The sequence below is a fragment of the Vibrio sp. EA2 genome (assembly GCF_033042495.1).
GTDB lineage: Bacteria > Pseudomonadota > Gammaproteobacteria > Enterobacterales > Vibrionaceae > Vibrio.
On record NZ_JAWLID010000002.1, the window covers coordinates 320295 to 332858 of the forward strand.

Genomic DNA, 12564 nt, shown 5'->3' on the forward strand with positions numbered 1-12564 from the left:
AGCGGCTATATTAATGTTAAGACTGTCAGACCTATGTAAAGGCTATGTAGATGGGGGAGAGTTTCACCCAGTTTTACAAGGGGCAGAATTAACATTACAACGTGGTGAGCAAGTCGCTCTCATGGGGGAGAGTGGTTCAGGCAAAAGTACCTTACTCAATTTGATTGCTGGCCTTGATACGGTAGATTCTGGAGAAATCCAATTTGTCGGTTTTGCGATGCATGATGCTCCCGAGCATTTAAGAACGCTCTATCGTAGAAACAATATCGGCAATATCTTCCAGCAATTCAACCTGCTTCCAACCCTTAACATTGCGGATAACATTCGTTTTTGCCGCCAGTTAAAAGGCTTACCTGAAGATCAAGGTTTGTGGCGTCAGATACTTTCTGCACTGGACTTAATGCCTCTTCTTGGACGTTATCCCGAAGAAGTGTCTGGTGGTCAGCAACAGCGTGCGGCGATTGCACGAGCTCTCTACATGGAACCGCAAATTTTGTTGGCGGATGAGCCAACCGGAAGTTTGGATGAACGAAATGCCGAAGCGGTGATGCGTTTATTAACCACGCTTGCTCGCCAACTGAATTGCACATTGTTGCTGGTAACCCATAGTGAGAAGGTGGCTGACCATATGGAAGGTAAAATCCGACTTCAAGGGGGACAACTGCATGTTATGGCCCGTAGTTAAGGCACTACTCGGTCATTACCGTCGTTACCCACTGCAAATTATTCTCGTCTGGTTAGGTTTAACTTTAGGCGTATCTCTTCTGGTTGGCGTTACCTCGATTAACCAGCATGCAAAACAGAGCTATACAACGGGTGAGAGACTTTTCTCTAATCCGTTACCTTATCGAATCAGTACCAAGCACTCCGCTAATAAAGTTCCTCAGGGTTTCTATATCCAGCTGCGACGCGCAGGCTTCAATCAATGTGCCCCGTTTGATGTGATCCATTTAGACGCTAGGTCAGAGATGAATCTGATGCTGGTTGGTATTGACCCGGTAGCTATGATCCCCCTCCAGCAAGGAAAGTCATTAGGGGACATGCCGATTCTGTCAATTATGAAGCCTCCTTATCCTATCTTGATCAGTCAAGACTTGGCTTCTTACATGAATTGGCAAGATGGTGACTTTATTGAGATGAACGATGGTGGCCGTCTAGGGCCGCTTCAAGTTGATCAAAACAGTCTGCTTTCAGGCACGAGGTTGATCACGGATATCTCTTTACTGCGCATGTTGAAGCGCAGCGCTGGTTTGTCTTCTATCTTATGCGGTGATATGTCCGAAGAGAAGCTGTCCGCATTGAAAAAGATGCTGCCAAACGGTATGACACTGACTCACAATACCCGCAACGAACTAGAATCTCTGACGAAAGCATTCCATATGAACTTAACGGCGATGGGAATGCTATCGTTTTTAGTTGGACTGTTTATCTTTTATCAAGCCATGTCTTTGTCGCTGATTCAGCGACAACGTTTAGTAGGGATATTACGTCAAGCGGGGGTAAGCGGAACTCAACTTGCGCAAGCTTTATTACTTGAACTGTCTATTCTCGTGACGGTCGCTTGGGCATGTGGCAACTTTTTGGGTGTCATACTCGCAAATGAACTCATTCCAACAGTATCGGCAAGTTTAAGCGATTTGTATGACGCTAACGTCGGTTTATCTATCGGTTGGTCATGGAAGTCAAGCATATACAGCTTAATTATGTCAGCGATGGGGGCGCTAATTTCGTGTTTGTGGCCGCTGATAAGGCTACTTAAATCACAACCAATTCGCTTATCCTCTCGTCTTTCTCTGATGCGTTTTGCTGGCCGTGAGTTCTCTTGGCAGGCATTGGCTGCGTGTGCTTTCTGTGTTGCCGCGGTCGCCGTATACCAAGCGCCGAAAACTCAGGAGATTGGCTTTACCATCGTCGCTCTGATGATGTTAAGTGTTGCGCTCCTGATGCCATTTATCATGTGGCATCTATTTCAAAGTTTTTCCTACTCGCTACGTTGGGTACGTGTCCGGTGGTTCTTCGCTGATGCTGCAGCTAGTATGAGTTACCGTGGGGTTGCGAGCATGGCTTTTATGCTTGCACTCGCAGCGAACATCGGTGTTGAAACCATGGTAGGAAGTTTCAGAGATACGACCGACAAATGGCTGAACCAACGTTTGGCGGCGGACATCTATGTTTACCCGAACAATAATAATGCGGCACGTATGAGTGGTTGGCTACAACAGCAGCCTGAAGTGAACTCTGTGTGGTGGCGCTGGGAAAAAGATCTACCTACAGATAAGGGCGTTCTGCAGGTTGTGAGCACTGGTGCTTCTGAAGGGGAACTCGATTCCCTAACGGTTAAGCTGGGTGTGCCTAGTTACTGGTATCAGTTACATCATGGCAAAAGTATTATGGTTAGCGAATCCATGGCATTGAAGCTTGATATTCGGCCCGGTGATGTTATTGATCTTCATGCGCCACTTGGTGAAGGCTGGCAAGTTGCGGGTGTCTATTATGATTACGGCAACCCCTATAACCAAGTAATGATGTCTCACCGAAACTGGCTGTATGCTTTTGCAGGTACGGGGAACGTGGGGCTTGGCGTCGTTCTTGAAGATGACGTCAATGGTGAAGGACTGAAAAACCGGTTAGAAAATGTGTTCCGCTTATCTCAGGACCGCATTTTTGATGACAGTAATATTTATAGCCAAGCAATGCGTGTTTTTGATCATACGTTTGCTATCGCAGGTACTCTGGGTAACATTACTCTTATCATCGCGGTTTTCGGTCTCTTCTTTGCGACCTTGGCAGGTGAGCTTTCTAGGCAGCGCCACTTCTCCCTACTGAGATGTATGGGCGTGTCAGGTAAAGAACTTGTTTTACTTGGCGGCTTACAGCTCTTCGCGTTCGGGGCGATATCGGCGTTGATCGCAGTGCCTCTTGGTTGGGCATTAGCTCATGTGATTGTGGATATTATTATCAGGCAATCTTTTGGCTGGTCACTGGAATTACAAACAATCCCGTGGGAATACGCTAAGACGATTGCATGGGCAATGCTGGCCATCATGGCAGCAGGTGCTTTGCCTGTAATTCGAATGATTAAAAGTACACCGATGAAGTCATTAAGGGATGCGTTGTAGTGGTAAAAAAGAGTTCCAAAAAGCGCTTCTTAGCCACGGGTTTGTTTATTGCTGCAGTGACTCTGTTGATAGGCTTTGTTTACTCGCCATTTTGGCCAGAAGAAACCGTCACTCAGGAAACTGAAACTAACTCGATCCTGGTCAGAGATAACAACACTATCTTCGAACCGGTTTTACCTGATAAACATGTCTCACTGCCAGAAGATTTTAAGTTTCACCCAGACTACCAGCACGAATGGTGGAATTACTTTGCCAAGCTGCAAGGTAAGAATGGTGGAGTTTATAACGTTCAGTGGAGCTACTTTCGAGTCGCGACAGATGAACGTGAAACAAGAGGCTGGCAAAATCCGCAGTTGTATATCTCACATATCGTTATCAGTCATGGAACCCAGGTATGGAAGGAGCAGCGTGTTGCGCGAGGTGGCATAGGTCAGGCTGGGATGCAAAATCGTCCATTTAGTTTATGGATAGACAACTGGAACTGGCGCTCACTTGGCTCGACCCCTTTTCCTGGCAAGCTCGTCGTCGCGACAGATGAATTCAGCGTTGACCTTAATACGCAGACGAACGGACCTTTTGTTGTTAACGGTGATAGAGGTTTCCAGGTTAAACACGCTTTGCAGTCGGTTGCCTCATTTAGTTTTAGTGCGCCTTTTCTTAATGTAAAAGGCCATTTGAATATTGATGGCCAACGGATTCCCGTTTCGGGCTCTGCCTGGACACAAAAAGAGTGGGGTAGTGGGTTAATCGGAGCCGGGCAACAAGGTTGGGACTGGTTTACGTTCAATTTAGATGATGGCAGAGCGTTAACGGTCAGCCGCTATCGTCACCATGGTCAAATGCCCCACATATTTGGCACCTTATCTACACGCTCTGGTCAAGTGATTAACCTGACAGAGAAAGAGGTTGTGATTCAACCAATACAAGTGACCAGTTTATCGAACGGTAAACGACTCCCATTACAATGGCTCATTAACGTACCAGAATACGATATTAACCTGACGACACGTGTTGTTAACACCAGCATGTGGTTGCCGTTTGTCATTCCTTATTGGGAAGGCCCTACCACAGCATCTGGCTCTAATGAGGCGTGGGGATTTATGCAATTGACTGGCTATTAGCGTTCAGTTATCGACAATGCGTTTTTATTTATGCAGCCACCATATAGGTGGCTTTTTTACGCCTATAGTTTGGTATTCAGCTTTGATGTTTCCAGACGTTTATCATAAGTGTTTTAATCATGTTATGCTGGATTGTGAGTAATACTGATTAATAAATAGCAAAGAAGCGATATGCAATTAGACGTAATGACCATAAAGTTACTATTGGAAAATACGATGTGTTGCAAATTAAACATCGGAAATAACGAAGTTTATACTCTGCACAAGCGATTATTCTAAAGTATCTGACGGCTATAAACTCATATCATTCTTTGTCTATCGTTTATTAAGATAATAAATATAAGGGTTAATGTATGAACGATGTCATTCGTGACTTTTTCAAAATGGAATCCGCAGGAGGCATTCTTCTCGTAATTGCAGCGGCGATTGCGATGACCATTGCGAACACACCTCTGGGCGAATCTTATCAATCTATTCTGCATACTTATGTTTTAGGCATGTCAGTGTCTCACTGGATCAATGACGGCCTGATGGCGGTATTTTTCCTATTAATCGGTCTTGAAGTTAAACGCGAGTTACTTGAAGGTGCGTTGAAATCAAAAGAAACAGCTATCTTCCCAGCAATTGCAGCGGTAGGTGGCATGCTGGCTCCTGCGCTTATTTACGTTGCATTTAATGCGAGTGACGCGGAAGCGGTCTCTGGCTGGGCAATTCCAGCGGCAACCGATATCGCATTTGCGTTAGGTATCATGGCACTTCTGGGTAAAAGGGTCCCGGTTAGTCTCAAAGTATTCCTGCTCGCTTTGGCGATCATCGATGACTTAGGGGTTGTTGTCATCATTGCTCTGTTTTATACAGGCGATCTATCGACAATGGCATTGTTAGTTGGCTTCGTCATGACCGGTGTTCTGTTCGTATTAAACGCCAAGAAGGTGACAAAACTAACACCATATATGATTGTCGGTGCGATCCTTTGGTTTGCCGTACTTAAGTCAGGTGTTCACGCGACGCTTGCCGGTGTCGTAATCGGTTTTGCTATCCCGCTGCAAGGTAAGCCGGGGGAACATTCTCCGCTTAAACATATGGAGCATGCACTTCATCCATACGTGGCGTTTGGTATTCTTCCGCTGTTTGCATTTGCAAACGCAGGTATTTCGTTAGAAGGCGTGTCTCTATCTGGCCTAACTTCAATGCTGCCATTGGGTATCGCGCTTGGTCTACTGCTTGGTAAGCCTCTGGGTATTTTTAGCTTCAGTTGGGCAGCAGTGAAACTTGGCGTGGCGAAACTACCGGAAGGTATCAGTTTCAAACATATCTTTGCGGTTTCTGTGCTTTGTGGTATTGGCTTTACGATGTCTATCTTTATCTCGTCACTCGCATTCGGAAATGTGAGTCCAGAGTTCGATACCTACGCAAGGTTGGGTATTTTGATGGGGTCAACGACAGCTGCAATACTTGGCTACGTGTTACTGCACCTATCTTTGCCAAAAAAGGCACAAGCGTAAGCAGCGCGTAAGTAAATGAAAAACCTCCCAAATGGGAGGTTTTTTTATGTCTGTAAGCCAGAAAAGCGAAGTACTGAAGAAAAGTGACAGACGAAAAAAAGCCCAGTCGAAATGTTGACTGGGCGGATACAAACATAGGAGTTAATAAGAAAAAAGCAGCAACGTAACAATCAGATGGAAAAGTTTGACGGCCAGTGAAACTTATAATGCCCTAGTTGTTACATATATTCAGACCTGGCTTTTACCGAACAGTTCCATTTTTTTGAAAATTATTTTCCTGACGGGTCAAGTATTTTGAGGTGACTATTTAAGTTATTGTATTTCTGGGGAGTATCACCTGCCGTTGTTTCCTGCACGCCACCGAATTATCTCCGCTCCTGGTGTTTAACGTGTGCATACGGGAACAACCTTGTTCGACAGTTATGCTTTTAAAGCGTTAGGTAATGTCAGTGAAAGAATATATTTTGAAAATGTGATGTTAATCATTTGTTAACCTGACTGTTTGGAGGTATATTTTAAACAGTTGTTTAATACGAGTGATTAAAATGGCCCCGAGAACTTCAACAAAAGAAAAAATACTCAATGTCGCAGAAGGGTTGTTTGCAGAGTATGGGTTCAATGATACATCACTGAGAACCATTACTGGCAGAGCGAATGTAAACCTTGCATCGGTAAATTACCACTTTGGCGATAAGAAGACGCTGGTTAGAGCAGTTTTAGACCGATACTTAGAAGCGTTGATGCCGAGTATCAAAACCTCTCTTATCGAGCTGAATACACGCGATAGCTACACAATGGAAGAAGTGTTTGAATCGCTAAGATTGCCACTAAGTACACTTAATGAAGTCAGACCAAATGGCACCGCGTTATTTATGCTGTTACTAGGTCGAGGCTATACGGACGTGCAAGGGCATTTGCGTTGGTTCATCACCACTCGTTACGAAGAAGTATTGAAATTATTTACTGCCTCTATCATGAAAGCAAACCCAGAGCTAACGGAAGAGCTACTGTTCTGGCGATTACATTTCACGCTGGGAACGTGTGTTTTCACGATGGCATCCAGTCAAGCACTATCAGAGCTTGCGGAAAGTAAATTCGGTCAAGAAGCCGATATTAAGTCGGTCGTCGACTTGTTAATTCCTTACTTGTCAGCAGGTATGTCAGCGAAGTAATAGACCAGACCAAGTAAGCTTACAGTTAAACCAATAATAAATTAATGCCGTAAACGGTGACGTGAACAAAAGGATCTGAACAATGTGCTCTCTACGAAGAAAATGGATTAGTGACCCAGCATTTAAGATGTTTAAAAAAGTACTACCTCCGCTGTCCAGCACGGAAAAAGAAGCAATGGAAGCAGGTAGCGTATGGTGGGACGCAGAGCTATTTTCCGGCAAACCAAATTTTGAAACCCTACACCATTATCCAACTCCGACGCTAACAGCAGAAGAGCAAGCCTTTATGGATAATGAACTCGAAACGCTACTTGAAATGCTTGATGATCAAAAGATCGTTAAAGATGATCGAGATTTATCTCCAGAAGTATGGGAGTTTTTGCGTAAAGAGCGTTTTTTGTCTCTGATTATTTCTAAGGAATATGGCGGTCGTGAGTTTTCATCACTTGCTAACTCGACGATTGTTTCGAGCATTGCGACCCGAAGCATCAGTGCGGCTGTATCGGTAATGGTACCAAACTCATTGGGTCCAGGTGAGCTTCTATCTCACTATGGTACACAAGAGCAAAAAGATTACTGGTTGCCTCGTCTTGCTGACGGTACTGATATTCCATGTTTCGCGCTTACTGGCCCGGAAGCAGGTTCTGATGCGGGCGGCATTCCCGATCAGGGTGTCGTTTGTTACGGCAACCACAAAGGTGAAGAAGTCCTTGGTGTTCGCCTTAGCTGGAACAAACGCTACATTACTCTAGCACCGGTTGCTACGGTTCTTGGTTTGGCATTTAAACTACAGGATCCTGACGGCTTGCTTGGCGACAAGAAAGATGTTGGCATTACTTGTGCGCTGATTCCTGCCGATCACGAAGGTGTTGAAATTGGTGAACGTCACGACCCACTAGGTTCAGCGTTCATGAATGGTCCAACGCGTGGTGAAGATGTCTTTATCCCTATGGACTGGTTGATTGGTGGTGCTGATTACGCAGGTAAAGGCTGGCGCATGCTGGTTGAGTGTCTGTCTGCGGGTCGAGGTATCTCATTGCCAGCACTTGGCGCGGCTATTGGACACTTGACGACAAGAACGACAGGTGCCTATGCATACGTGCGTAAACAGTTTGGCATGTCTATCGGCAAATTCGAAGGTGTGGCAGAAGCGATGGGTCGTATCGGTGGCTTAACCTACCTGCTTGAAGCGACACGTACACTGACAACCACATCGTTAGACATGAAAGAGAAGCCGGGTATCGTAACCGCTATTGCTAAATATCATATGACTGAGATGGCACGTACACTTCTAAATGACTCATTTGATATTCACGCAGGTCGCGCTATCCAAGATGGCCCAATGAACTACTTGGCGAAACACTACGTTGGTATCCCAGTTGCGATTACTGTAGAAGGGGCAAACATCCTGACTCGTAACCTAATGATCTTTGGTCAAGGTGCGACGCGTTGTCATCCATACGTCCTAAAAGAGATGGAAGCCGCAGCAAACCCAGATACAGAGCAGGGCGCAAAAGAATTTGATGACTTGTTGTTCAAACACATCAAGCATGCAACCGGAAATACATTTGGCGCATTGGGTGCTGCACTAACAGGTTCTCGCTTTATCAAAGCGGAAATGAGCGGTCCAACGAAGAAGTACTACAAAGACATCACGCGTCTAAGCCGAGATCTAGCTGTAAGTGCAGACTTCGCTATGTTGACACTAGGTGGCGATCTGAAGCGTAAAGAGATGATCTCGGCTCGTTTAGGTGATGGTCTGAGTTTCCTATACATGGCATCAGCAGCACTTAAGAAATACGAAGATGAAGGCCGTCAGCAAGGCGATCTAGACTTCGTCCACTACGCAGTTCAGCACTGTTTGTACAATGCGGCTAAGTCACTAAACGAAGCTTATACTAACTTCCCAGTGAAATACGTTGGTGGAGTACTTAAGGGGCTGCTATTCCCATTGGGCAACCACTTCAACAAGCCTAGCGATGAGCTGAGCATGCGCATTGCAGAGGCGATGATGACGCCTGGTGCACAGCGTGATCGCTTGACACATCTATGCTATGTAGGTAAAGCAGAAGATGACAATATCGGTTTGATGGAGAAAGCTTTCCTAGCGATGTACGATATCAAACCTTTAGAGCGTAAGCTTATCAAGGGCGTTAAAGATGGTAAGGTTGCTCGTAAAGGTCTGCTGAATGATCGTTTACAACAAGCGCTAGAAGCTGACGTTTTAACTCAGGAAGAAGTTGATAAGATTAAAGCTGCAGACAAATTACGCTACAAGGCGATTCAAGTCGACCACTTTAGCCACGACTTTTCGGAACTTCGTACGGATGCGCCAAAAAAGTCACATCTTAATTCAGCCGCTTAACGAGCGAATTGAGTTATCGATGAAAGCACCTCTTTGAGGTGCTTTTTTGTTTAGCTCGTTCAAAAATGAGAGTAGAGTGCTCCAACCACTTGCATTTTCGAAGCATTTTTACAGAAATTAGATGCGAACGCCGAGCGAAACTTTTATCCTTACAAGGTTTTTTAAAGGAAGTTGAATATGATCATCAAACCTAGAATTCGTGGATTTATCTGTACTACAACGCACCCTGTTGGTTGTGAAGCAAATGTAAAAGAACAAATTGCTTACACGAAAGCGCAAGGCCCAATTGAAAACGCACCAAAGCGCGTTCTTGTTGTGGGTGCTTCAAGTGGCTACGGTCTATCTTCTCGTATCGCTGCGGCATTTGGTGGCGGTGCGTCAACTATCGGTGTGTTCTTTGAAAAAGAAGGCACAGAGAAGAAGCCAGGCACTGCAGGTTTCTACAACGCTGCTGCTTTCGAAAAGTTGGCACGTGAAGAAGGTCTGTACGCGAAAAGCCTGAACGGCGATGCTTTCTCAAACGAAGCAAAAGAGAAAACAATCGAGCTGATCAAAGAAGACTTGGGTCAGGTTGATATGGTGGTTTACTCACTGGCTTCTCCAGTACGTAAATTACCAGAAACGGGTGAACTAATTCGTTCATCTCTAAAACCAATCGGTGAAACTTACACTTCTACCGCGGTTGATACCAACAAAGACGTGATCATCGAAGCGAGTGTTGAGCCTGCAACAGAAGAAGAGATCAAAGACACAGTAACCGTAATGGGCGGTGAAGACTGGGAACTTTGGATCAACGCACTTTCTGAAGCGGGTGTACTGGCTGATGGTTGTAAAACAGTTGCATACAGCTACATCGGTACTGAGCTAACTTGGCCAATCTACTGGGATGGCGCGCTAGGTAAAGCGAAAATGGATCTGGATCGTGCTGCAACAGCGCTAAATGAGAAACTAGCAGAAAACGGCGGCAGCGCGAACGTTGCAGTTCTTAAATCTGTTGTGACTCAGGCAAGTTCTGCCATTCCTGTAATGCCACTGTACATTGCAATGGTATTCAAGAAGATGCGCGAAGAGGGCGTACACGAAGGTTGTATGGAACAGATCTACCGTATGTTCAGCCAACGTCTTTACAAAGAAGATGGCTCTGCGGCAGAGGTGGACGACATGAACCGTCTTCGTCTGGACGACTGGGAACTTCGTGAAGACATCCAGCAACACTGTCGTGACCTATGGCCACAAATTACATCTGAAAACCTAAAAGAGCTAACGGACTACGTCGAGTATAAAGAAGAGTTCCTGAAGCTATTCGGCTTTGGTGTTGACGGTGTGGATTACGAAGCAGACGTAAACCCAGCAGTAGAAGCAGATTTCATCCAAATCTAATGGCTATTGTTTAGGTCGTTTCTAAAATTTATATAGTAAAAAAGGCGCTCATTGAGCGCCTTTTTTATGTTTGATGTTTGCCTAATTAACTCAATATGATGAGAATCGTACCCGCTAATGTCATTAAGATGTTCGCAATTGCGTATGTACCTGCGTAACCAAGTGCCGGAATGGTCGACTTCGCATAGTCGTTAACCACATCCATGGCTGGCGCACACGTGCGAGCACCAATAATGGCACCGAAAAGCAATGCTCGGTTCATTTTGAGGACGTAAGCGCCAACTACATACGCCAGTGCCACAGGAACCACACTGACAATAAAGGCTAAGCCAATGACTTTCGGACCTACCTGCGTCAGATGCTCGAACATTTTTCCACCGGCGCTTAGACCAATACCTACCATAAAGAACATTAAACCAAGGTCTTTAACCATGTTCAGCGCTCCTTGTGGTACATAACCGAAAGTAGGGTGGTTGGCACGCAAGAATCCCAAGGTAATACCGGAAAGCAGTAAGCCTACCGCATTACCCAAGCTGAATGACACCTGGCCAAAGGTCATTGTGACCAGGCCAAACATAATGCCAAGAATGAAGAAGCTACAAAATGCCAGTAGATCGGCCATTTGACTATGGATCGATATGAAACCGATTTTCTCCGCAAGACCATGCACTCGACTCTTTTCCCCACTGACCTGAAGGACGTCACCTTTAGCAAGCACGATGTCTAAATCCATTGGCATTTCAATCTGCGCGCGTACGACTCGGTTCAGGAAACAGCCAAACTCAGACAAGTTAAGATCGGATAGACGTTTACCAGCTATCGCGTCACTTTTTACCACGATTTCTTCTTCAACAATGCGCAAGTCCAGCAAGTTGCGATCAAAGACTTCTTTGCCGTTGCGGAAACTGGAATCCAGTCGAGCGTGGCTATCCGGGAAACCAACCAGTGCAATTTCATCGCCTTCTTGGAGGATGGCGTCACCATCAGGGTGGGCGAGAATACCATTACGGCGAATTCGCTCAATGTAACAGCCTGTTTGGCGGTAGATGCCCAGTTCACGGAGGTTTTTACCGTCAGTCCAGTCGACCAATTCTGGCCCCACTCTATACGCACGAATGATCGGCAGGTAGACTTTTCGTTGCCCTGAATTACCCAGACCACGCTCTTGAGCGATTTGTTGTGCTGAGTCAGACAGGTTTTGTTTCTGCAGCCTTGGCAACAGCTTGGCGAACATGATCATGCTGATCAAGCCGATCAGATAAGCCATTGCGTAACCAACGGATAAATTTTCTAATACCAGAGAAAAGTCCATGTTGCGTGGTATCGTTGCCAAACCTGAGTTAAGTGCATCTTGTGCACCCACAAGTACAGGGGTTGCGGTTAATGCGCCCGCCATCATACCTGCTGAAAGCCCGAAATCGAGCCCAAAATAGTGGCTTAATCCATAAGTTAAACAGACCGCGGTAACTAGAACGGTCATGCTGAGAATAAAGTAATGCTTACCATCTCTAAAAAAGATACCAAAGAAGTTGGGACCTGCTTCAATACCTACGCAGTAGATAAATAGCATAAATCCAATAGTTAACGCTTCAGCATTAAAAGAGAAGCCCAAGTGGCCCATGATAAGTGAAGTGATGAGAACTCCGATGGAGTTACCTAGTTGTAATTTACCAAATCGGATTTTTCCGAAGGCAAGGCCGATGGCTAATACGACGAAGATTAGAAGGATAGGGTTTTGTTCGAGAAGATATACGACGTCTATGTTCACTGTGTGGCTCGGTATAGTGTGTGCCAAGAAAGATTAGAGTGGGGAATTGTAACTAAATATAGCAAAAAGATAAGTGAATTTTTTTATGTTTTTCCATTAGTTGACTTAGGGAAATAACTCTATGAAAACTAATA

8 protein-coding genes are annotated in these 12564 nt (G+C 45.3%); 7 read left to right on the forward strand and 1 reads right to left on the reverse strand.

The genetic code is table 11. The features are described 5' to 3' along the window. Nucleotides 1-13 precede the first annotated feature (13 nt). The 7 genes from RXX31_RS05785 to fabV all read left to right on the forward strand — a co-directional run bounded on the left by RXX31_RS05785 (nucleotide 14) and on the right by fabV (nucleotide 10662). On the forward strand, nucleotides 14-685 hold the full coding sequence (locus RXX31_RS05785) for an ABC transporter ATP-binding protein (protein ID WP_317588145.1): 672 nt from the start codon (nucleotides 14-16) through the stop codon (nucleotides 683-685). After that, nucleotides 666-3119, forward strand: coding sequence for an ABC transporter permease (locus RXX31_RS05790; protein WP_317588146.1), 2454 nt, complete (start codon nucleotides 666-668; stop codon nucleotides 3117-3119). The genes RXX31_RS05785 and RXX31_RS05790 overlap by 20 nt, the downstream gene beginning before the upstream one ends. Then, complete coding sequence (locus RXX31_RS05795) at nucleotides 3119-4240, forward strand: lipocalin-like domain-containing protein (protein ID WP_317588147.1); 1122 nt, start codon at nucleotides 3119-3121, stop codon at nucleotides 4238-4240. Before RXX31_RS05790 ends, RXX31_RS05795 begins: the two co-directional genes overlap by 1 nt. 353 nt (nucleotides 4241-4593) lie before the next feature. Next, on the forward strand, nucleotides 4594-5745 hold the full coding sequence (gene nhaA / locus RXX31_RS05800) for a Na+/H+ antiporter NhaA (RefSeq protein ID WP_317588148.1): 1152 nt from the start codon (nucleotides 4594-4596) through the stop codon (nucleotides 5743-5745). Between the two features lie 545 nt (nucleotides 5746-6290). After that, nucleotides 6291-6917 (forward strand): TetR/AcrR family transcriptional regulator, encoded by a 627-nt coding sequence (locus RXX31_RS05805; protein ID WP_317588149.1) that lies wholly within the window; start codon nucleotides 6291-6293, stop codon nucleotides 6915-6917. Nucleotides 6918-6999: 82 nt separating this feature from the next. After that, nucleotides 7000-9282: an acyl-CoA dehydrogenase gene (locus tag RXX31_RS05810; protein ID WP_317588150.1), complete on the forward strand. Its 2283-nt coding sequence runs from the start codon at nucleotides 7000-7002 to the stop codon at nucleotides 9280-9282. Nucleotides 9283-9459: 177 nt separating this feature from the next. Next, complete coding sequence (gene fabV / locus RXX31_RS05815) at nucleotides 9460-10662, forward strand: enoyl-ACP reductase FabV (protein WP_317588151.1); 1203 nt, start codon at nucleotides 9460-9462, stop codon at nucleotides 10660-10662. A gap of 85 nt (nucleotides 10663-10747) precedes the next feature. On the opposite strand, the gene RXX31_RS05820 is transcribed toward fabV, so the two are convergent. Further along, a complete protein-coding gene (locus RXX31_RS05820; RefSeq protein ID WP_317588152.1) occupies nucleotides 10748-12430 on the reverse strand; it encodes an aspartate:alanine antiporter in 1683 nt (560 codons plus the stop codon). Nucleotides 12431-12564: the final 134 nt, after the last annotated feature.

Coding starts and splice junctions, on each gene's coding strand:
- RXX31_RS05785 (WP_317588145.1), top strand. CDS start 14: ATGTTAAGACTGTCAGACCTATGTAAAGGCTATGTAGATGGGGGAGAG.
- RXX31_RS05790 (WP_317588146.1), top strand. CDS start 666: ATGTTATGGCCCGTAGTTAAGGCACTACTCGGTCATTACCGTCGTTAC.
- nhaA (WP_317588148.1), top strand. CDS start 4,594: ATGAACGATGTCATTCGTGACTTTTTCAAAATGGAATCCGCAGGAGGC.
- RXX31_RS05805 (WP_317588149.1), top strand. CDS start 6,291: ATGGCCCCGAGAACTTCAACAAAAGAAAAAATACTCAATGTCGCAGAA.
- RXX31_RS05810 (WP_317588150.1), top strand. CDS start 7,000: ATGTGCTCTCTACGAAGAAAATGGATTAGTGACCCAGCATTTAAGATG.
- fabV (WP_317588151.1), top strand. CDS start 9,460: ATGATCATCAAACCTAGAATTCGTGGATTTATCTGTACTACAACGCAC.